Raw genomic sequence first — 19,086 nt, forward strand, 5'->3', positions numbered from 1 at the left:
GCCTGGCTGGGACGGTGCAGACGGTTGGCGAGGGACTACGAGCGCAAGACCGCGCACGCCGAAGCGATGATCAAGGTCGCCATGATCCGCCTCATGGCCGCCCGCCTCGCCGGCGAGGAGATCGAACTACGCGGCCCCATCGAGACCGAAGCAGCCCGCCGCCTCGCCGACGACCTCAACGATCAGTAGCTAGCCAATTACCCCACACTTTCTGAGCGGAGCGCCGTGCGCGGCCGGGGCCCGGCAGCGGGCCCCGACCGTCGGCGGTGGGTGCGGTCGGGCAGCGGGCCCCGGCCGTCGGCGGTGGGTCACCAGACGGGGGCGACCAGTTCGCCGGTGGCGGCGTCGCGGACGGTGATGGCCTCGACGGGGCACATCTCCGCGGCCTCGGTCAGTTCGGCGGAGCCCTCGGTGGTCGGGCGGGCGGGGGTCGCGCGGCCGTCGGGGGCGAGGGAGAGGTCGGCGGGGGCGGTGCGGGCGCACAGGCCGCTGCCGATGCAGCGGGCCCGGTCGACCGTCACGACCAGGGGCGGGGCGTCGCTCACCAGGACACCTCCAGGCGGAGCGGGCTGCGGGTGACCAGGCCGGTGCGCCACTCGATGCGGTCGACGGGGGTGGCCAGGCGCAGGTCGGGCAGGGCGCGGGCGAGGTGGTGCAGGCCGAGTTCGAGCTCCATCCGGGCCAGCCAGGCGCCCAGGCAGTGGTGCGGTCCGGCGCCGAAGGTCAGCGACGGGGTGCCGAGCGGGGCGAACAGGTCGAGCGGGCCGGGCGGGTAGACCTCCGGGTCGGCGTTGGCGGCCACCGCGTCGGCGGCCACGACCGCGCCCGCCGGGATGGTCACGCCGCCGATCTCCACGTCGGCGGTGGCCCGGCGCAGCGAGCCCGGGGCGGTGGTGCGGTCGCCGAGCGGCACGGTGCGCAGGAGCTGCTCGGTCGCCGCGGCGGCCGCAGCCGGGTCCGCGCCGATCCGCCGCCAGGCCACAGCGCGGTCCGGGTGCTCGGCCTGCCCCGGGCGGTCGGTGCGGTCCGGGTCGAGCAGGTAGACCAGGGCGTTGCCGAAACTGGTCATGGTGGTCTCGTGCCCGGCGATCACCAGTCCGATGGTGAGCGAGGTGATCTGGGCCTCCGTCATGCCGCCGGTCTGGTCGGCGGCCTGCACCAGCGAGCTCACCAGGTCCTCGCCCGGGTTCTTCCGCCGCTCCTGCACCAGCTGGTGCCCGAACGCGCCGAACTCCCGGATCGCCGCCCCGATCTCCTCGGCGCTGTACGCCGTGGTCGACAGCGCGTGGTCGCTCCAGCGGCCGAGCCGCTCGGTGTCCAGGCCCTCCAGCTCCATCAGCCGGCTGATCACCCGCACCGGCAGCGGCTTGGTGAGCGCCTCCACCACCTCGACCGGCGACCCCGAGGCGACCAGGTCGCCCACCAGCTCCCGCACCACCCCGTCCACCCAGGGCCGCCAGCGCTCGATCGCCCGTGGCGTGAAAGCGCGTTGGACGGTGCGGCGGATCGCCTGGTGCTCCGGTCCGTCGCTGTTCAGGATCGAGGACGGGTCGTCCAGGATGTTCGGCGTCAGCGTGATCGGCGGGGCGTCCGGCGCGTACAGCGGGGCCCGGCCGAGGTCCGGGTGGGCGAGCGCCTGCCGGACGTCCGCGTGCCGGGTCAGCACCCACACCGGCGTCCCGGTCGGCAGCGCGGCCAGCCGGGGCGGACCGGCCTCGGCCCGCAGCAGGCAGTGCAGCGGCACCAGCGGCTGCGCGCCGGGGGCACCGGGGGCGGGGGTGGTGGCGTCGGTGGTCATCCGTCCTCCTGACAAGGCACCTGCAGGACGGGGCCGCCGCCGGGCAGCCCCCACCACCGACCGTAAGCGGCCGACCCCGCCCGCGAGTAGAACGCAAACCAGCCACCCGCGGGCCGGGCGGGCGGGGCGTCGTCAGTCGGCGACGACGGCCAGCGCCTCGACCTCGATCAGGACCTCCGGCCGGAACAGCGCCGCGACCTGGACGGCCGAGCTCGCGGGCGGCCGCTCGGTGTCCACGTGCTCGTCGCGGGCCTTGCGGACGGCCGGCAGGTACGCGACGTCGGTGACGAAGACGGTGAACTTCACGACGTCCGAGAACCCGGCCCCGGCCGCCGCCAGGCAGCGCCGCAGGTTCTCGAACACCTGCCGGGCCTGGGCCTCCGGATCGCCCGCGCCGACCAGTTCGCCCCGCTCGTCGAACGCGACCTGCCCGGAGACCTGGACCAGCCGCCCCGTCCCGGTGACGACCTGCGTGTAGCCCGTGCCCGGCGCGACGCCCGGCGGCTCGGTGATGTGGGTGAGGTGAGAAGAGCTCATGGCGGCCATCCTCACCCACGCCGGGCGCCGGACGCACGGGACTTTCGGCGGGGGAGCACGCGGAGGCCGCTCGCGGTCGGCGGACGACCTCGGTCAGCGGACGACCTCGGTCAGCGGTCGGAGGAACGGGCGGTCGGCGGACGGGAGTTCGGCGAGCGGACCGGCCGCGCGCAGCACCACGTCCAGCACGGCGTCCGAGTCGCACGCGTAACCGCCGCTGGCCCAGGCCGCGTTGGCCTCGACCACCGCCCAGCCGCGCCCGGTGCGGCCGAGGTCGACCACGGCGGCACTCGGCAGCCGGGCCGGGCCGGACGCCGCGGCCAGCACCTCCGCGGCGAACGCCAGCAACTCCGGTCCGTCCGGCCCCGGTTCGGCGACCGCGAGCTCACCGTCCAGGGCGTAGCGGGACGCGGCGCGCACCGCGCCGTCCAGGACGAACAGGCGGAACTCGGCCTCGAACCGGACCACCTCGCTGACCAGCACCGGCGTGTCACCGTCCAGCAGCTCCGGACCGGGCAGGGCGGCGCCCTCCGGGTACACCCGGGCGGCGAAGTGCTTGTCGGCCGGGGCCTTGACGAAAGCCGGGCCGGACAGCCGACGCGCCGCGGCGAGCGTCGTCAACTCCACCCGGCGGCCGGTCACCTCGCGCGGCAGCGCGGCCAGCCAGCCGTCCGACGGCTCCACCGGCGCCAGCCCCAGCTCCCGCCCCACCGCGTCGGCGAACAGCGGCCCGCCGTACAGGTGGACCGGCGCCCCCGCCAGCTCCCGCGGGGCGCGCCAGGACGCCGCCGTGAACGCCCGCAGCCCGCGCCGCCCGGCGGCGGTGCGCAGTTGCAGGCCGGTCTCGTTGATCCGGGGGGCGAGGAGCAGGGTGGCGGTGGACACGCCCGCGATCATGCCGCGCCGCGCACCGCGCCGGCCAGCGGTTTTCCGTCCCCGACGGCGCCGTGCGCGCTGCCCGCGGCCGGGTCGGCCGGGTGGTAGGGGGTTGGACGGTCCGGGCTGCGGCGGCCTGCTGCTTATCGTCGGCGGGCCGGGGCGGGACCGGGTCGTGTGACGGGGGACGGGGAGGGGGAGGGGTCAGGAGGTGGCGGCCGGGAAGAGGCGCTGGACGGCCCGGACGACGGCGGCCCGGCGGTCGGCCAGGAAGGCGGCGCGCTGCTCCTCGTCGGCGGGCAGGAACTCGGACTGGCCGGCCCAGGCGGTGGCGAGCTGGTTGAGCAGCACCAGGACGTCCAGCGGGTCCCAGGACGGGTCGAGGTGGCCCGCCTGCTGGGCCAGGCGCAGCTGCTCGGTCTTGTGCCGCACGGTGGCCCGCACCGGGTCGTCCGCCGAGTCCGCCGCGTTCGCCGAGCCCGTCGTGCCCGTCGCGTCCGGGGCCGGGTCCGGGGAGAGCTCCAGGCGGCCCCAGGACATCAGGCGCAGCCGGTCCGGGTGCGCGGAGAAGTAGTCGTGGAGGCGGCCCGCGTACGCCGGGAGGTCGGTCGGGTCGAGCCGGGTCGCCTCGGCGACGGCCGTCAACTCCGCGGCGGCGACGGTCGCGTACAGCTCCTCCTTGCCGCGGAAGTACGCGTACAGGCGCTCCTTGCTGGTGCGGGCGGCCTTGGCGATGCGCTCGATCCGGGCCCCGGCGATCCCGTGCCGGGCGAACTCGGCGGTGGCCGCGGCGACGATGCGGTCGCGGGTCGAGTCGGCTCCGGGCGGGGGTGTCATGCCCCCACCGTACCGGACCGAACCGGACGGTTCGGTCCGGCGCCGCCGCGGCGGCGCCCGTCCGCCGCACCGAGGTCCGGGGCGCCGGAGATCAGGTGAGCTGACGTCAGGTCATTTCCACTGGAGGGAAAGGGGGTTGGTCGACATGTCGACCACCTCTCCCACCCCTGCGGGGGTATGGCGCCGAGCGGCCCGGCTCCCTATGGTCTAGTCCATGTGGACGAGATCGCGTGCGGGCGGCCGCCTGGGAGCCGTCGGGTTCGTGCTGGCCCTGGCCCTGGCCGGGACGACGGCAGGAGCGGAGGCGGCCGCGGCCGCGCCCGCCGAGCGGCCCCCGCGACCGGTGTGGACGGACTGCCCGGCCGACCCCTCGGGCGCGCCGGTGGACCCGGCACTGCGGTGCACCACGGTGCGGGTGCCCCTGGACCACCGGGCGCCGCACGGGCGGACGATCGAGATCGCCGTGTCCCGGCTGGCGACGGCGAAGCCGGGCCTGCGGCGCGGCATCCTGGTGCACAACGGCGGCGGCCCCGGCGTCGCCAGCCTGCACCTGCCGAGCGCACTGGCCGCCGGGTACCCGCGCGAGGTGCTGGACCGCTACGACCTGGTCGGCTTCGACCCGCGCGGCGTCGGCCACAGCACCCCCGTGACCTGCGGACGGACCCCCGCCGACGTGCCCTGGCAGCAGGTCTTCCCGTTCCCCGCCCCGGACGGCTCGATCGCCCCGAACGTGCGCTTCGCCCGCGACCTCGCCCGGGACTGCCTCGCCGCGGGCGGCGACCTCGTCCGGCACCTGACCACCGCCGACACCGCGCGCGACCTCGACCGCATCCGGGCCGCCCTCGGCGAACCGCGGATCTCCTACCGGGCCGCCTCCTACGGCACCTACCTGGGCGCGGTGTACGCCCAGCTCTTCCCCGGCCGCACCGACCGCTTCGTCCTCGACGGCAACGTCGACCCCAACGCCACCTGGCAGGAACGGCTCGCCTCCTGGGACGGCGGCGCCGAACTGCGCTTCGCGGACTTCGCCGACTGGGCCGCCGCCCGCGACGCCGACCTGCACTTCGGTGCGACGCCCGCCGCCGTCCGCGCCCACTACCTCGCACTGGCCGCGAAACTCGACCGCACCCCGGTCGACCACCCGGTGGCCGGGCCGGTCGACGGCAACCTGTGGCGCACCCTGTACCGCCTCGACTCGTACCACACCGCGCTGTTCCCGGAGATCGCCGACTGGTGGAGCTTCCTGGCCGCCGACGGCGCGGGCCCCGTCCCCTACTGGTGGCTCGCCAAGGGCGACACCCCCGGCGTCCCCGCCGACAACGACGTGGCGGCCCTCGTCGCCGTCCTGTGCAACGACACCCCCGCCGACCGCGACCCCGCCCGCTACCAGCGGGCCGTCACCGAGAGCCGGGCGCGCAACCCGCTGCTCGCGGGCATGGGCGCCAACATCTGGCCCTGCGCGTTCTGGCCCGCCCCCGCCGAACCCGCCGTCCGGGTCACCGACCGGGGGGCCGGACGGGGCGCCGCCGACATCCTGCTGCTGCAGACCACCCGCGACCCCGCCACCCCCTACCAAGGGGCCCTCGGCATGCGCTCCGCGCTCGGCCGACGGGCCGTGATGGTCACCGTCGAGGGCGGCAACCACGGCGCCTACGACCCGGCCACGCCGTCCTGCGCGGTCACCGCCGCCGACCGCTTCCTCGCCACCGGCGTCCTCCCCGCCCACGACCTCAGCTGCCGTCCCGACCCCGCTCCGGACGCGGCGCCGTCCTCCTGACGGCCGCTCGGAGGGGGCGGCGCATCACCAGGCGCGGCCAGCGGTCCAGGCCGTGCGCCGCCTCCCGGGCCCGGACCGCGCGCAGGCCGGGCCCCAGGGCGTCCTCCGGCACGGGACGGAAACCGCAGCGGGCGTAGTACGGGGCGTTCCACGGGACGTCGGCGAAGGTGGTGAGGGTCAGTGCGGGCACGCCCTCGGCCGCGGCCCGCGCGGCCAGGTGCTCCAGCAGGCCGCGGCCGACGCCCCGGCGGGCGTGCGAGGGGTGCACCGAGACCTGCTCGACGTGCAGCGCGTCGTCGACCCGCTCCGCGACCAGGTAGGCGACCGGGCGGTCGGCGCCGTCCACCGCGACCCAGGCCAGGCCCGCGTCCAGGAACGCCGTCAACTCCGGGACGGAGAACGGCTCGTCGTCCGCGATCGCGTCCATCCCGACCTCGCGGAAGCAGCCTCCGGCCGCCCGCTCGATCTCCTGGAGCAGCGGCAGTTCCTCGACCCGGACCTCACGTGTGCGCATCACCCCATTGTGCGCGACCGCGCTCCGGGCGCGGAGCGGTGCTCCTCCGGGGCGTCAGTGCTCGCTGCCGCGGTGGATGCGCTCCAGGACCTTGGGCGGGAGGTTCTCGTCGACGCCCGTGCCGATGACGACGATCAGGTGGTCGCTGTCGGACCAGACGCAGGTGATCTCCTTGCGGGCCCGGGTCCGCGCGCTGTCGTCCGGGTCGTACGAGTCGCAGTACATCGTGCCGTCCAGGCTCGACTCGACGACGTGCGGGGCGTCGCTCTCGTCGGCGGACGAGGCCATCTGGGCGACCCACTGCTGGAACCCGGGGCCGGGCTTGCCGATCACCACGTTCCAGCGCGCCTCGCGGTCGCTGCCCCCGAACGGGCTGTCGGCCTCGGCCTCCGGCACCTCGCCGTACACCGCCCCCTGGATGTCCTGCACGCCCAGCTTGGTCATGCTCGCATTCATGTCGTTCCAGTCCGGGTAGTCGCCCTTCGCCGAACTGGCCCGCAGCTTCTCGCCCTCCACCGAACCGGGCAGGTGCGGGGCGCCTCCGCCGCCGAACACGGTGCTGCCCAGCAGGATCAGGCCGCCCACCACGACCACCGCGCCGACGCCCAGCGCGATCCGCTTGCGCTTGGCCAGCACCGCCGGGTCGACCGGGGCGCCGGTGGGCAGCGCCGGGTAGACGGGCGCGGCGGGGGCGCCGGGCGGCGCCGCGGGCGGGGCGGGCGGCAGCCCCGGCGCGGCGGGGGCCGCGAACGGGGCGGCGGACGGTGGTGCGGAGGGGGCCGCGGACGGCGGGGCGAACGGGGCCGCGGACGGCGGGGCCGGGGGAGCGGGCGGGGCGGCGGGGGCAGCAGGCACGGCGGGGGTGGCGATCAGGGTCGGCGGGGGAGCCTTCTCGAACGAGGGCGCACCCCCGCCCGGCACGGCGGCAGCGGACGGGGCCGCGGGCGCGGCGGCGGCAGCGGCGTCCGTCAGGCGGAGCGACTGCGCCAGCGCCGAGTTGAAGCCGAGCACCTCGTCGACGGCCCCGGTGAGCGCGGCGCGGGCCGCCGCGTCCCGCGGTGCGGCCGTCGCGGCCGCCAGCGCCTGCTGCCAGCGCGGCAGGCGCTGCAGTTCGTGGCGCACCCGGGCCACCGACTCCGCCTCCAGGGCCGCCGAGGCAGCCCCGTCCGGCTGCAGCAGCGCGTCGACCACGACCTCGGCCGACACGGCCCCGTCCCCCGAAACCATCGTCAATCTCCTGTCCGAGCGGTTGAGTTCAGTCACCAATGTGGCAGCACGCGGTCACGATCCGCACCGGTGCGCGGGAATGGAGACGGAACCGCAACCCGGACGGTTGCACCACAACCCGGACGGTTGCACCGCAACCGGGCCCGGGCGCCCCGGTCGAGGCGCCCGGGCCCGGTTCAGGCGCCCGGCGCGGGCTCCGCGGCGAGACGGCCGGTGCGGATCGCGGCCAGCAGCGCCGCGTGGTCGGCCTCGGACCGGTCGGCGTAGGCGACCGCGAACCGGGCCACCGCGTCGTCCAGGCGGTCGTCCTTGCCGCAGTACCCGGCGATCAGCGCGGCGTCCGCGGTGTGGGCGTGGGCGCGGGCCAGCAGCGCGCCGGTGAGGCGGCCGTAGTCGTCGAGCTGGGAGGCGGTCAGCGCGGCCGGGTCGACGCTGCCCTTGCGGTTGCGGAACTGCCGTACCTGGTAGGGGAGTCCGGCGACGCTGGTCCAGCCCATCAGCGGGTCGGACACCACCTGCATGCGCTTCTGCCCGAGCACCACCCGGCGCCCCTCGTGCCCGCCCCCGTCCGGCACCGGGAACCCGGCCCGCACCAGGTGCGGCAGCAGCACCGAGGCCCGGGCCTCCTTCACCTGCAGCACCAGCGGCCCGCCCCTGCGGTCGGTCAGCAGCACCACGTACGAGCGGGTGCCGACGCTGCCGGTGCCCACCACCCGGAACGCCACGTCCTGCACCCGGAACCGGGCCAGCAGCGGGTGCAGCTCCGCCGGGACGGTGTGCCGGTAGGACGCCAACGAGCCTGCCACCAGCTCGGCCTCACGGTCCGTCACCTCGCTGAGGATCGGCGGCGCCGCGGCGAACCGCCAACCCCCGTCCTCGGTGCGGACGGTGGAGCGCGCCGCGAACTTCGCCCCGGTGTTGCGCAGCGCCTTCGCCGACACCGCCGCCAGCAGTCCGCTCAGCTCGTGCGCGCCCGCGAACTCCACCAACTGGTGCTCCGCGATGGCGTCCCAGGCGTTCCAGGCGTCCAGCGCCGGGAGCTTCGCCAGCTGCCGCACCGTCCGCCGGTACGTCGCCGCCGCGTCGAACGCCGCCCGGCGGCAGGCGACCTCGTCCGCCCCGGCCTGCCGCCCCGCCAGCACCAGGCTGGCCGCCAGCCGCTTCAGGTCCCACTCCCACGGGCCCGAGACCGTCTCGTCGAAGTCGTTCAGGTCCAGCGCCAACCGGCCCCGGGCGTCCCCGTACAGGCCGAAGTTGGCGGCGTGCGCGTCCCCGCACAGCTGCGCCGCGATGCCGCTGACCGGCGTGGTCGCCAGGTCGTGCGCCATCAGCCCCGCCGAACCGCGCAGGAACGCGAACGGCGAGGCCGCCATCCGCCCGACCCGCAGCGGCACCAGGTGCGGCAGCCGGCCCGCGTTCGCCGACTCCACCGCCGCGACCACCTCCGGGCGCGAGGCCGAGAGCACCAGCTGCGCGTGCGACTCCAACGGCACCCGCTCGCGCAGCAGCTTGCCGCGCCGCTTCGGGCCGTCCGCGAGCGCGAAACCCTCCGCCGCCAGCAGCGCCGCCGACGGGCGGGCCGGCACCGCGGAGGCGTCCCCCGCGAACCCCTCGACCGCGAACTCCCTGGACCGGGGCAGCAGTTCCGCCACCCCGGAAGCCTCCGGACCCTCCGCCCGGACCTCCACCGCCGACACCCGCACTCCCCTCCGACCGCGGCGGGGGCCGCCCCCACCAGCGGTGACGCTACCCGGCCGGACGGACGACGACGCGCCCGGGTCCGGCCACCGGACCGCGCCGCCGCCGTCCGGCCACCCGACCGCGCCGCCGCCGTCCGGCCGTCGGGCCGCGCCGCCCCGCGCGGTCGGGTACGCCGCGGTTTCCGGAGCGCAACGCCGCCGAAACACCGCCTGCCTACCGTCACCTCCACACCGGTCATGGCTGCAACGGCCGGTGCGCGTCCGGGCGCTGGGCTCGTCCGGGCGCTAACCAGCCGTCTTCCGCCGAGCTGTGAGGAGGAACGATGGCTGTCGTCGAGCACGCCGTCGCACCCGCACCCCGAGGACCCCACCCCGTCGACGTACGACCGCCGTGGCGGCGGCTGGTACCGCTGAGCCTGCAGCACCTGCTCGTCGCCTACGCGGGCATGGCCACGATGCCGCTGCTCGTGGGAACCGCGCTGCACCTGCCCGAGGACCGGATCCGGCTGCTCATCAGCGCCAACCTGCTGGTCAGCGGGATCGCCACCGTGCTGCAGTCGCTGGGCCTGAAGTGGTTCGGGGCGCGGCTGCCGATCGTGATGGGCTCCACGTTCACCGCGATCACCCCCGCCGTCCTCATCGGGCAGCAGCACGGGCTCGCCGCCGTCTTCGGGGCGACCGTCGTCTCCGGCCTGGTGACACTGGCCGTCGCGCCCTGGTTCGGGCGCTGCCTGCACCTGTTCCCGCCGCTGGTCACCGGGACGGTCATCGCCGTCATCGGGTTCTCGCTGGTGCCCTCGGCGGCCCGTCTCGTCGCCGGGCAGGGGACCGGCGGCAGCGGCGGCCGCGGGCTCGCGCTCGCCGCCGGGACGGTGCTGCTCGCGGTCGTCGTGGAACGCGCCGCACCGCCCGCGCTCGCCCGCTTCTCGGTGCTCCTCGCCATGGCCGCGGGCACCGCGGCCGCGGTGCCGCTGGGACTGTTCGACGGGTCGGGGGTCGCGGACGCGCGCGTCGTCACGGTGCCCGATCCGGCCGCCTTCGGGGTGCCCGCCCTCGTGCTGCCCGCCGTCGCGGCGATGCTCGTCGTGCAGCTCGTGAACATGGTGGAGTCCGTCGGCGACACCCTCGCGGTCGGCCAGATCGTCGGCCGCGGCGACGACGCGCCCACCGTCGTGCGGGCGCTGCGCGCCGACGGGGCCGCCACCGCGCTGTCGGGGGCGCTCGCCTCCTTCCCCGTCGTGACGTTCGGGCAGTCGGTGGGCCTGGTGAGCGTGACCCGCGTCAAGAGCCGCCACGTGGTGGCGCTGTCCGGAGCGCTGATGGTGCTGCTGGCGTTCGTGCCCGTCCTCGGGGCCGCCGTCGCCGCCGTGCCGGGGCCGGTCCTCGGCGGGGTCTCGCTCGTGATGTTCGGGACGGTGGGCGCCGTCGGGCTGCGCATCCTCGCCCGCGCCGACCTGTCCGAGCCGCGGAACCTGCTGACCGTCGCCCTCGCCTTCGCGCTCGGCCTGCTCCCCCTCGGCGCACCGGACTTCTACGCGCCGCTCCCCCCGTCCCTGCGCACCGTCCTGGACAGCGGCATCGCCGTCACCGGGATCGCCGCGTTCCTGCTCAACCTGCTGTTCCACCACACGGGCGCGGCCCGGCGCCGGAAGGAGACCACCCGATGACGCTCGCGACGATCACGGACGTGACCGTACTCAGCGGGGGCCGCTGGCTGCCCGGGACGGACGTGCACCTCGCCGACGGACGGGTCGCGGCGCTCTCGGCGCACGGCGAACTCCCGTGCCGGGGCGAGGTCCTGGACGGGCACGGCGGACACCTGACGCCCGGCCTGGTCAACACCCACACCCACCTCTTCCAGGCCGGGCTGCGCGGCACCGGCGAAGGGCTCGGACTGCTCGCCTGGCTGCGGGCGGTCGGCGAGGAGGCGGCGCAGCTCACGCCCGAACGGGCCTACGCGGCCGCCGCCGCGGCCGCGGCCGAAGCCCTGCGCAGCGGCACCACCACGCTCGTCGAGCACATGTGGCCGCACCCCTCGCCCGAGGTGCACGACGCGGTCCTGCGGGCCCTCCGGGACAGCGGCGTACGGGCCGTGCTGTGCCGGGGCGTCGCCGACCGGGCCGACCCGAGCCGCCGGTGGGGCTTCGACCCGCGGCTGATGCAGCCGTTGCCGGAGGCCCTCGCGCACACCGACGAGCTGATCGCGCAGGCGCGCGGCAGCCGGGTGGACATCGGCCTGGCCGTGCCCAACGTGCGGTGCCTGACCCCGGAGGGCATGGGCGCCGTGCGCGCGTACGCCGAGGAGCGCGGCCTGCCCGTCTCGCTGCACCTGCTGGAGACCACCACGGACGACACGACGTGCCGCGACCACGCCGGGGTCGGCGCCGTCGCCTACCTGGAGCGGGCCGGGTTCCTGTGGGAGCGGCTGCTCGCCGTGCACTGCGTGGAGCTCGACGCCGAGGGGCGGGCCACCCTCGCCCGGCACGGCGTCGGCGTCTCGTACAACCCGCTGAGCAACATGCGGCTCGGCAGCGGGATCGCACCGGTGCCCGAGATGCTGGCGGCCGGACTGAGCGTCGGCCTCGGGGTCGACGGGGCCGCCAGCAACGACACCCAGGACATCCTGGAGGCGCTGCGCATCGGCGCCTACCTGCAGCGGGCCGCGCACCGCCGGGCGGACCTGCTCGGGTTCCCCGAGATGTTCGCGATGGCGGCGGGCGGCGCGAACCGGGTGCTCGGGATCGAGGAGAACCCGGACGGCGGGGTGCGGGCGGGGATGCGGGCGGACCTCGTCCTGCACCGCTTCGACCGCGACTACGCCTGCCTCCCGGTCCGCGACCCGGGGGCGACGCTGCTGACCTGCGCGGGCAGCAGGACGGTGGCGGCCGTGCTGGTCGGGGGCGAGGTGCTGGTGCGCGACGGGGAGCACGTCCGGCTCCCCGCGGACCGGTTGGCGGCCGGCCTGGCCCGCTGGGCCCCCGCGGTCACCGCACCCCGTACCCCACTTCCTGCCGGAGGAGCGACAGCCACGACGACGAGCAGCACCAGCACCGCGTACGCGCTCGACGAGTTGGCCAGGGAGTCCCGGATGGGCGGGGCCGGGACGGAGACGTCCGCCCGGGAGATCCGCCGCATCGACCTCACCGACTTCGAGCACCGCAAGGCCGAGATCACCGAGGAGCTGTGGGCCGCCGCCACCGACATCGGCTTCTTCCAACTGGTCAACCACGGCATCGAACCCGCCACCGTGGACCGCGCGTTCGCCGACGCCGCGGCCTTCTTCGCCCTGCCGGAGGAGACCAAGGCGCGGCACGCCCTGAAGAAGGGGCTCAACTCCGGCTGGGAGTCGATGTCCCAGGTGCGCCCCTCGGTCGGGACGCCCGACCGGAAGGAGTCGTACCAGGTGACCCGCCCGCACATGGCGGGCCTGTGGCCGGACGACGCACTGCCCGGGTTCCGGGAACGCGTGCTGGCGTTCGAGGCGAGCTGCCGGGAGCTGGCGATGCGGGTGCTGTCCTGCTTCGCCGACCGGCTGGGGCTGCCCGAGGGGTTCTTCGCGCACGCCCACGACCCGGCGAGCCCGCAGTACCAGTCGACCCTGCGGATGCTGCACTACTTCGCCGTGCCCGAGGACGCCGTGGTCCCCGCGAACGTGTGGCGGGCCGGGGCGCACACCGACTTCGACTGCCTGACGCTGCTGTTCCAGCGGGACGGGCAGGGCGGCCTGCAGGTGTGCCCGGGCAAGGAGGCCGAGGCGCAGGAGTGGACGCCGGTCGAACCGGCGGACTCCGTGATCACCTGCAACATCGGGGACATGCTGATGCGGTGGAGCGACGACCGGCTCCCGTCGAACTTCCACCGGGTCAGGTCGCCGGGGCCCGACGAGGACCGGTCGGCCCGCCACAGCATCGCGTTCTTCGCGCAGGCCGACCGCGACGTAGTGATCGAGGGCCCGGAGGGCCGCTACCCGCCGATCACCGCGGCCGACTACCTCCAGCAGCGGATCGCCGCGAACTTCGCCCGCTAGCGGCGGTGCCGTGTCGGGCGGAGGCCGCCCGACACGGCACTAGCATGCCGACATGGCACACGACCTCCACGACCTCGACCCGGCCTACCTCGCCTTCTGGCGCGAGTACCAGCTGTGCACCCTCACCACGCTGCGCCCCGACGGCACCCCGCACGTCGTCCCGGTCGGCGCGACCTTCGACCCGGCCACCCGCACCGCCCGGGTGATCAGCAGCCGGGAGAGCCGCAAGGTCCGCAACGTGCTGGCCGCGGGCGAGGCCGGGCTGCGGGTCGCCCTCTGCCAGGTCGACCGGGCCCGCTGGGCCACCCTGGAGGGCCGGGCCGTGGTCCGCCAGGACGCCGCCTCCGTCGCCGACGCCGTGCGCCGCTACGCCGAGCGCTACCGCCAGCCCCGGGAGAACCCCGAGCGGGTGGTGATCGAGATCGCCGTGGACCGGGCCCTCGGCCGGGCCTGAGGAACCGTCGGCACGGTCCGGCACGGCCTCCAGGGGCGGGCACCCACCGGGTGCCCGCCCCTTCCGCGCGCCCGCCCGCGCCAGCTCTCTTGCGGCAACAGGTCTGTGATGCAAAGCTGACTGCATGACAGACGCCTCGGTGCCGCTGCCCGGCACCCCCCGTGAAGTCCTGTCCGGTCTCGGCGAGTTGACCCGACGGGTGCGAGCGGTCCAGCGCGACGCCTGGATCCCGCTGCTGCTGTTCGGCCTGGTCACCCTGGGCGGCGTCCTGGTCGGCCGCCTCACCTTCCAGCAGACGGTCGTCCCCTGCCCCGGCGGCCCGGCCGCCCCCGGTGACACCTGCACCGTGATGCGGCAGGGCTCCTCCGTCTACTGGACGACCGCCACGCTCGCCGCGTACGCCGCCACCGCCTGGTGGTACCTGCACCGCGCCCGCCGCCGCGGCGTCGGCACCCCCGTCCGCCCGTACGTCCTCGCCGGGGCCGCCGCCGTCGCCGCCCTCGCCGTCACCACCTGGTGGGGCGCCTCCCAGCCCGCACCCGGCGCCGACCTCGACCTCTGGGGCCTGCACCTGGCCGCCGACACCCGCGGCACCCGGCTGGTCCAGCAGTTCCTCGGCGGGGCCGCCGCGGTCGGCGTTCCCCTGCTGGTGCTCGCCCGGATCGACCGCAGCCGCGCGCTGGCCCTGTTCGCCCTCGGCTACCTGCTGATCGAACTGACCCCCGTCACCTTCGGCTGGTGGGGCGCGGCCGCGGGCCCCTGGTCCGCCCTGAGCCGCCACGGCGTCCCCGCCCTGTACCTGCTCACCGGAGCCCTCCTCTTCGCCCTCGCCAACCGCCGCGCCCGCCCGCAGGCCGCCGCATGAGCCCGGCCGGAACCGCCGGGAACGCCGGGAACGCCGTGGACGACGCCGCCGGGCAGCACCCGGCCAAGGCCCTCGACGACACCGTCCACCAGCGCATCCGCCTCGGCATCCTCGCCGTCGCCCACCAGGCCCGGCGCGCCGAGTTCGGCTTCCTGCGCACCACCCTCGACCTGACCGCCGGGAACCTCGGCCAGCACCTCACCGTCCTGGAGAAGGCCGCCCTGATCGCCGTCGAGAAGGGCTACGAGGGCCGCCGCCCCCGCACCTGGATCACCCTCACCCCCGCCGGTGAACGCGCCCTGCGCGACGAGGTCGCCCAACTCAAGCGCCTGATCCACCAGATCGAGACCGCCGACGCCACCTGACGCCCGCCCCGCGCTGCCACCGCTGACCGCCCTGCCACCGCTGACCGCCCGGCCCGGCCCCAGCTCGACCCCGGCCCCAGCTCGACCCCGGCCCGGTTCAGCCCTCGGCCCGGGCGCAGGCCAGCAGCGCGCCGAGCGCGGCGGCCCCCTCCAGCAGGGCCAGCGAACGGGCGGTCAGCCCTGCGTCCCGGGCGGCCAGTGCCGCCGTGACCTCCGCCGGGCCGCGGGCGCCGCGCAGTTCGGGCAGCAGGGTGCGCAGCGGCCCGATCCGGTGCCCGGCCAGGCGCAGCTGGTGGACGATCCGGGCGTCGCGGACCTGGGCCGGGGTGTACCGCCGGGTGCCCCGGACCGGATCGCGGTCGGGGACGACCAGCCCCTCCGCGTCCCAGTGCCGCAGCGCGGAGGGGCGCACGCCCAGGGCGGCGGCGAGCTCCGAGACGCCCATCGCGTCCGAGGCGCGCACCTCGCCGATCGGCTCCGCGGCGATCGCCCCGGCCGCCTCCCGGGCCAGCCGCAGCCTGGCCCGCTCCGCGTCCAGCCGGGCGTGCGCCGCGTCGAGCAGCGCCAGCGCCTCCGCCCGGGGCGGCCGGTGGAAGGCCCGGACGATCCGCTTGGCCTCGGCCGGTCCTGCACCCGCCGCCAGCGCCCGGTAGGCCAGCGCGGAGTGCAGGTGCACCTCCGTGTGGACCCGGTACCCGGCCGGGGTGCGGTCGGCGGGCGGCAGCACCCCGTCCCGCTCCAGGTTGCGGACCTGCTGCACCGAGCACCCGGCGCGCCGCGCCACGTCCACCGTCCGCAGCACCCCGGAGTTGAGACTCTGCACCCGGATCCCCGCCTTTCGACCGCCGAAGTCTCCACAAGCACGTGAATGCCACGCTAGAGCACATGACCATGGACGAGACCATCGACTTCATCGCCGCCCTCGACGGCGTCCTGACCCTGCGCCCCGGCCCCGGCGACGGCACCCCGGAGGCCGGCTGGGGCGACGCGTTCTTCTACTACGCGCCCGACGGCACCCTCCCGGCCACGGCCCAGCCGTTCGCGACGGTCGTCACCAAGGACCACCCCGACGACACGGCCTCCCGCCTGGACCGCCCGGGCGCCTTCCGGGTCAACATCGCCGCGGGAAAGGCCGAACTCGCCCGCTGCGCCCCGGACACCGACCCGTCGTCCCCCGCCGACGACACCCTGATCGCGCACCCCGTCTACGGCGCCGCCGGCTGGCTCGCCGTGACCAACCCCGCCGAGCGCACCGCCGCGGCCACCCGCGAACTGCTCAGCACCGCCCACCGGCTGGCCCGCACCCGCCACGAACGGCGGGAAGCCGCCCGGCGGTGAGAGGAAGCAACCAGGGTTGACAGCGGCGAGTTAGTCAACCTAAGTTGCTCGCATGCCGCTGGACGACACCCCCCTCCCCGCCGACCCGGCCGACGCCCTGGCTGCCGTCGCCGCCCTGCGACGGCTCGCCGACCGGCTGGAGGACGCCGCCGTCGAACAGGCCATGCGGGCGGGCTGGAGCTGGCCGCAGGTCTCCGAGGCGCTCGGCGTCACCCGGCAGGCCGTCCACAAGAAGCACGCCAAGCGGCTGATCGCCGGTGGCGTCACGCTGAGGAGGCGCGGCGAATGAGCGCGTTCGACCACTACCTGCACGATGTGCTGCTCCGGGCCGCCGACGAGGCCCGGCGGGACGGGTCGGCCACCACCGACGCGCACCACCTGCTGCTCGCCCTCGCCGCTGACCCCGCCCGGCAGCCCGACGTCGCCGCCCGGCTGCTGGCCGCCGCCGGACTCGACCGGGACGCCGTGCGGGCCGCGCTGGACCGGGAGTTCGAGCACAGCCTGCGGGCGGTCGGCGTCAGTCCGGGCGCCCACGGCCTGTCCGCACCCACCCCGAGCGGCGAGCGGCCCCGGTTGGGCGCCTCCAGCAAGCTCGCCATGGAACGCGGCTTCACGGCCGTCCGCAAGAAGGACCTGACCTCCGCCCACCTGCTGCTCGGCGTCCTGTCCGCCGAGTTGGGCACGGTGCCCAGGGCGCTCGCCCTGGCTGGCGTCGACCGCGCCGGGCTCGCCCACCGGGCCCGGGCGGCGGCCGGGCAGCAGGCCGCCGACGACTGAACCGCCCGACGGCTGAACCGCCCGACGGCTGAACCGCCCGACCGCTGAACCGCCCGGGGCCAGGGGGACCCGCCGCCGTGCAACGACACGACACCGAGAGCGCCACCGCCGACACCGCCGCCGACCAGCCGGAGATCAGGCGGCTGCTCGAACGGGCCGTCACCGAGGGCGCGATCCCCGGCATCCTGGTCGAACTCCACGACGGCCCCCACCGCTGGCGCGCCACCGCGGGCACCGCCGACACCGCGACCGGGCGGGAGCGCACCCCGCAGGACAGGTTCCGGGTCGGCAGCATCACCAAGACCTTCACCGCCACCGTGGTCCTCCAGCTCGCCGCCGAGGGGCGGATCGGACTGGACGACCAGGTGACCGACCAACTGTCCGGCCCCGGAACCGAACTGGCCGCCGGTGCGACCGTACGGATGCTGCTCGACCACACCAGCGGCATCCCCAGCCACACCGACGACCCGGCCGCGCTGAACGCCCACCCCACCCACCCGCCGCAGACGCTGCTGCAGGTGGCCGCGGCCCGTCCGCCCGCGTTCGCCCCGGGCACCGGCTGGGCGTACTCCAACACCAACTACGTCCTGGCCGGGCTGCTGGTCGAACGGGTCACCGGCCGCCCCCTGGCCGCCGAGATCGACCGGCGGATCAGCCGCCCGCTCGGCCTGACCGGCACCCACCTGCCCGCCGCCGACGACCACGGCCTGCCCGTCCCGCACGCCCGCCACTACACCAGGCTCTTCCGCACCGACCCCGGCGCGCCCGTGTTGGACGCCACCGCACTCGATCCCGCCCCGTTCTGGGCCTCGGGCGACCTGGTCTCCACCGTCGCCGACCTGAACCGCTTCCTGGCGGCCCTGCTCTCCGGCCGCCTGCTGCCGCCCGCGTGGCAACGGGAGTTGCTCACCACTGTCCCCACCCGCGACTGGCTCCCCGGCGCCGCCTACGGCCTCGGCATCTGCGCCCTCACGCCGCCCGGTGGCACCGAGACCCTCTGGGGCATGGGCGGCGCGACCTTCGGCTCCTGGACGTACGCCTTCGCCACCGCCGACGGCACCCGTCGGCTCGCCGTCAACACCAACGGCGACTGGACCGATCCCGCGAGCGGCTGGGACGACCCGATCGGCGTGTTCACCGACCTGCTCGCCCTCGCCCTCCTCCCCGGGCGGCCGACCGTCAGGCGCGGGCCGTCACCACGTGGAAGGTGACGGTGGCCAGGAAGGTCCCGGTGGCCAGGTGGGTCAGCCAGCGGTCGGCGTCGGCGGCGGAGAAGTAGCCGGCCGCCACCGCGCGGTGGGTGACCCGCTGCAGGCCCAGCACCCGGTCGGCGGCGGAGACCTCGCGGAAGACCGGGGTCAGCGGCCGCACGTCCAGCACCTCCAGCCCGGCCCCGGCGGCCAGCCGCGGCAGCTGGCTGCCGATCCGGGCGTTGCGCACCGCCTGGTCGGTGACGTACCGGGTGTACGCGGCGGTCAGCGCCGCGTCCGGGTGGTCGACGGTCAGGGTGCCCCAGTCCGGTTCGCCCAGCACCAGCAGCCCGCCCGGCCGCAGCACCCGGCGGGCCTCGCGCAGCGCCAGCGCCGGGTCGGCCACGTGCTGCAGCACCCGGTCGGTGCGGGCCCGGTCACAGCTCCCGTCCGGCAGCGGCAGTTCGTGCAGATCGCCCAGCCGGACGTCGACCTGCAGCAGGTGGGCCGTCCGCTCGGCGGCGGTGTCCACCGCCTCCCGGTCGTGGTCCACCCCCAGCACGGTGCCCTCCGGCCCGGCCGCCTCGGCCAGCGCGGACAGGTCGGTGCCGGGCCCGCAGCCCAGGTCGACCACCGTCTGCCCGCGTTCGACCGCCAGCGCCGCCAGCATCGCCGCCTTGTACTCCCGACCCAGTTCGGAGACGGCCAGCCGGTCCAGGTAGGCGATCGGATCGGGCGGCACGGATTCGAACACACGGGAGGTCATGACGGGCAGTCAATCAAACCAGCCCCCAACAGGGAAGA

At 76.1% G+C, this 19,086-nt stretch carries 20 protein-coding genes and 1 pseudogene; 11 read left to right on the forward strand and 10 right to left on the reverse strand.

The features are described from left to right. A pseudogene (locus tag QSK52_RS36480) lies at positions 1 to 189 on the forward strand (hypothetical protein); the annotation flags it as partial. Between the two features lie 119 nt (positions 190 to 308). On the opposite strand, the gene QSK52_RS36485 reads toward QSK52_RS36480, so the two are convergent. The 5 genes from QSK52_RS36485 to QSK52_RS36505 all read right to left on the reverse strand — a co-directional run bounded on the left by QSK52_RS36485 (position 309) and on the right by QSK52_RS36505 (position 4,048). Next, positions 309 to 545: a ferredoxin gene (locus QSK52_RS36485; protein WP_285740576.1), complete on the reverse strand. Its 237-nt coding sequence runs from the start codon at positions 543 to 545 to the stop codon at positions 309 to 311. Then, the gene (locus tag QSK52_RS36490; RefSeq protein ID WP_285740577.1) at positions 542 to 1,798 is read right to left on the reverse strand and encodes a cytochrome P450; all 1,257 of its coding nucleotides are present in this window, start codon (positions 1,796 to 1,798) and stop codon (positions 542 to 544) included. The genes QSK52_RS36485 and QSK52_RS36490 overlap by 4 nt, the downstream gene beginning before the upstream one ends. Positions 1,799 to 1,930: 132 nt before the next feature. Then, the gene (locus QSK52_RS36495; protein WP_285740578.1) at positions 1,931 to 2,335 is read right to left on the reverse strand and encodes a RidA family protein; all 405 of its coding nucleotides are present in this window, start codon (positions 2,333 to 2,335) and stop codon (positions 1,931 to 1,933) included. Positions 2,336 to 2,428: 93 nt separating this feature from the next. Beyond that, positions 2,429 to 3,220 carry an ATP-grasp domain-containing protein gene (locus QSK52_RS36500; protein WP_435053461.1) on the reverse strand — a complete coding sequence of 264 codons (792 nt, stop codon included), beginning with the start codon at positions 3,218 to 3,220 and terminating at the stop codon, positions 2,429 to 2,431. 195 nt (positions 3,221 to 3,415) lie between these two features. Beyond that, positions 3,416 to 4,048, reverse strand: a complete 633-nt coding sequence (locus QSK52_RS36505) for a TetR/AcrR family transcriptional regulator (RefSeq protein WP_285740580.1) — start codon at positions 4,046 to 4,048, stop codon at positions 3,416 to 3,418. Positions 4,049 to 4,262: 214 nt separating this feature from the next. Here QSK52_RS36505 and QSK52_RS36510 point away from each other — a divergent pair, with 214 nt between their 5' ends. Then, positions 4,263 to 5,825 (forward strand): alpha/beta hydrolase, encoded by a 1,563-nt coding sequence (locus tag QSK52_RS36510; RefSeq protein WP_285740581.1) that lies wholly within the window; start codon positions 4,263 to 4,265, stop codon positions 5,823 to 5,825. Here the strand turns inward: QSK52_RS36510 and QSK52_RS36515 are convergent. From QSK52_RS36515 to QSK52_RS36525, 3 genes are all read right to left on the reverse strand, one after another. Next, positions 5,779 to 6,339 carry a GNAT family N-acetyltransferase gene (locus tag QSK52_RS36515; RefSeq protein WP_285740582.1) on the reverse strand — a complete coding sequence of 187 codons (561 nt, stop codon included), beginning with the start codon at positions 6,337 to 6,339 and terminating at the stop codon, positions 5,779 to 5,781. The genes QSK52_RS36510 and QSK52_RS36515 overlap by 47 nt on opposite strands. A 54-nt stretch (positions 6,340 to 6,393) precedes the next feature. Next, on the reverse strand, positions 6,394 to 7,566 hold the full coding sequence (locus QSK52_RS36520) for a hypothetical protein (RefSeq protein WP_285740583.1): 1,173 nt from the start codon (positions 7,564 to 7,566) through the stop codon (positions 6,394 to 6,396). A gap of 176 nt (positions 7,567 to 7,742) precedes the next feature. Next, positions 7,743 to 9,218 (reverse strand): DUF2252 domain-containing protein, encoded by a 1,476-nt coding sequence (locus QSK52_RS36525; RefSeq protein ID WP_435053463.1) that lies wholly within the window; start codon positions 9,216 to 9,218, stop codon positions 7,743 to 7,745. 371 nt (positions 9,219 to 9,589) lie between these two features. On the opposite strand from QSK52_RS36525, the gene QSK52_RS36530 reads away from it, so the two are divergent. The 5 genes from QSK52_RS36530 (at position 9,590) to QSK52_RS36550 (ending at position 14,977) form a co-directional block, all read left to right on the forward strand. Next, complete coding sequence (locus QSK52_RS36530; RefSeq protein ID WP_285740584.1) at positions 9,590 to 10,933, forward strand: uracil-xanthine permease family protein; 1,344 nt, start codon at positions 9,590 to 9,592, stop codon at positions 10,931 to 10,933. Continuing rightward, complete coding sequence (locus tag QSK52_RS36535) at positions 10,930 to 13,293, forward strand: amidohydrolase family protein (RefSeq protein ID WP_285740585.1); 2,364 nt, start codon at positions 10,930 to 10,932, stop codon at positions 13,291 to 13,293. The genes QSK52_RS36530 and QSK52_RS36535 overlap by 4 nt, the downstream gene beginning before the upstream one ends. 52 nt (positions 13,294 to 13,345) lie before the next feature. Beyond that, positions 13,346 to 13,747 carry a pyridoxamine 5'-phosphate oxidase family protein gene (locus QSK52_RS36540; protein WP_285740586.1) on the forward strand — a complete coding sequence of 134 codons (402 nt, stop codon included), beginning with the start codon at positions 13,346 to 13,348 and terminating at the stop codon, positions 13,745 to 13,747. A gap of 124 nt (positions 13,748 to 13,871) precedes the next feature. Continuing rightward, complete coding sequence (locus QSK52_RS36545; protein WP_285740587.1) at positions 13,872 to 14,612, forward strand: hypothetical protein; 741 nt, start codon at positions 13,872 to 13,874, stop codon at positions 14,610 to 14,612. Continuing rightward, positions 14,609 to 14,977, forward strand: a complete 369-nt coding sequence (locus QSK52_RS36550; RefSeq protein ID WP_285740588.1) for a winged helix-turn-helix domain-containing protein — start codon at positions 14,609 to 14,611, stop codon at positions 14,975 to 14,977. Before QSK52_RS36545 ends, QSK52_RS36550 begins: the two co-directional genes overlap by 4 nt. A 97-nt stretch (positions 14,978 to 15,074) precedes the next feature. Here the strand turns inward: QSK52_RS36550 and QSK52_RS36555 are convergent, their stop codons facing one another. Continuing rightward, on the reverse strand, positions 15,075 to 15,800 hold the full coding sequence (locus QSK52_RS36555) for a MerR family transcriptional regulator (RefSeq protein ID WP_285740589.1): 726 nt from the start codon (positions 15,798 to 15,800) through the stop codon (positions 15,075 to 15,077). A gap of 62 nt (positions 15,801 to 15,862) precedes the next feature. On the opposite strand from QSK52_RS36555, the gene QSK52_RS36560 reads away from it, so the two are divergent. From QSK52_RS36560 to QSK52_RS36575, 4 genes are all read left to right on the forward strand, one after another. After that, positions 15,863 to 16,315 (forward strand): DUF6194 family protein, encoded by a 453-nt coding sequence (locus tag QSK52_RS36560; RefSeq protein WP_285740590.1) that lies wholly within the window; start codon positions 15,863 to 15,865, stop codon positions 16,313 to 16,315. A gap of 52 nt (positions 16,316 to 16,367) precedes the next feature. Next, a complete protein-coding gene (locus QSK52_RS36565; RefSeq protein ID WP_285740591.1) occupies positions 16,368 to 16,604 on the forward strand; it encodes a hypothetical protein in 237 nt (78 codons plus the stop codon). Beyond that, entirely contained in the window at positions 16,601 to 17,092 is a 492-nt protein-coding gene (locus tag QSK52_RS36570) for a Clp protease N-terminal domain-containing protein (RefSeq protein WP_285740592.1), read from the forward strand. The genes QSK52_RS36565 and QSK52_RS36570 overlap by 4 nt, the downstream gene beginning before the upstream one ends. A gap of 77 nt (positions 17,093 to 17,169) precedes the next feature. Next, positions 17,170 to 18,303, forward strand: coding sequence for a serine hydrolase domain-containing protein (locus tag QSK52_RS36575; protein WP_285740593.1), 1,134 nt, complete (start codon positions 17,170 to 17,172; stop codon positions 18,301 to 18,303). Here the strand turns inward: QSK52_RS36575 and QSK52_RS36580 are convergent. Beyond that, on the reverse strand, positions 18,272 to 19,048 hold the full coding sequence (locus QSK52_RS36580; protein WP_285740594.1) for a methyltransferase domain-containing protein: 777 nt from the start codon (positions 19,046 to 19,048) through the stop codon (positions 18,272 to 18,274). The two genes, QSK52_RS36575 and QSK52_RS36580, sit on opposite strands and share 32 nt — an antisense overlap. Positions 19,049 to 19,086: the final 38 nt, after the last annotated feature.

The sequence above is a fragment of the Kitasatospora phosalacinea genome (genome assembly GCF_030268885.1).
GTDB classification, from domain to species: Bacteria; Actinomycetota; Actinomycetes; order Streptomycetales; family Streptomycetaceae; genus Kitasatospora; species Kitasatospora phosalacinea_C.

What these genes read in the sequence shown, in the direction of transcription:
- QSK52_RS36490 (WP_285740577.1), bottom strand. Translation starts at nt 1,798, where the DNA reads ATGACCACCGACGCCACCACCCCCGCCCCCGGTGCCCCCGGCGCGCAG.
- QSK52_RS36495 (WP_285740578.1), bottom strand. Translation starts at nt 2,335, where the DNA reads ATGAGCTCTTCTCACCTCACCCACATCACCGAGCCGCCGGGCGTCGCG.
- QSK52_RS36505 (WP_285740580.1), bottom strand. Translation starts at nt 4,048, where the DNA reads ATGACACCCCCGCCCGGAGCCGACTCGACCCGCGACCGCATCGTCGCC.
- QSK52_RS36510 (WP_285740581.1), top strand. Translation starts at nt 4,263, where the DNA reads ATGTGGACGAGATCGCGTGCGGGCGGCCGCCTGGGAGCCGTCGGGTTC.
- QSK52_RS36515 (WP_285740582.1), bottom strand. Translation starts at nt 6,339, where the DNA reads ATGCGCACACGTGAGGTCCGGGTCGAGGAACTGCCGCTGCTCCAGGAG.
- QSK52_RS36520 (WP_285740583.1), bottom strand. Translation starts at nt 7,566, where the DNA reads ATGGTTTCGGGGGACGGGGCCGTGTCGGCCGAGGTCGTGGTCGACGCG.
- QSK52_RS36530 (WP_285740584.1), top strand. Translation starts at nt 9,590, where the DNA reads ATGGCTGTCGTCGAGCACGCCGTCGCACCCGCACCCCGAGGACCCCAC.
- QSK52_RS36535 (WP_285740585.1), top strand. Translation starts at nt 10,930, where the DNA reads ATGACGCTCGCGACGATCACGGACGTGACCGTACTCAGCGGGGGCCGC.
- QSK52_RS36540 (WP_285740586.1), top strand. Translation starts at nt 13,346, where the DNA reads ATGGCACACGACCTCCACGACCTCGACCCGGCCTACCTCGCCTTCTGG.
- QSK52_RS36545 (WP_285740587.1), top strand. Translation starts at nt 13,872, where the DNA reads ATGACAGACGCCTCGGTGCCGCTGCCCGGCACCCCCCGTGAAGTCCTG.
- QSK52_RS36550 (WP_285740588.1), top strand. Translation starts at nt 14,609, where the DNA reads ATGAGCCCGGCCGGAACCGCCGGGAACGCCGGGAACGCCGTGGACGAC.
- QSK52_RS36560 (WP_285740590.1), top strand. Translation starts at nt 15,863, where the DNA reads ATGACCATGGACGAGACCATCGACTTCATCGCCGCCCTCGACGGCGTC.
- QSK52_RS36565 (WP_285740591.1), top strand. Translation starts at nt 16,368, where the DNA reads ATGCCGCTGGACGACACCCCCCTCCCCGCCGACCCGGCCGACGCCCTG.
- QSK52_RS36570 (WP_285740592.1), top strand. Translation starts at nt 16,601, where the DNA reads ATGAGCGCGTTCGACCACTACCTGCACGATGTGCTGCTCCGGGCCGCC.
- QSK52_RS36580 (WP_285740594.1), bottom strand. Translation starts at nt 19,048, where the DNA reads ATGACCTCCCGTGTGTTCGAATCCGTGCCGCCCGATCCGATCGCCTAC.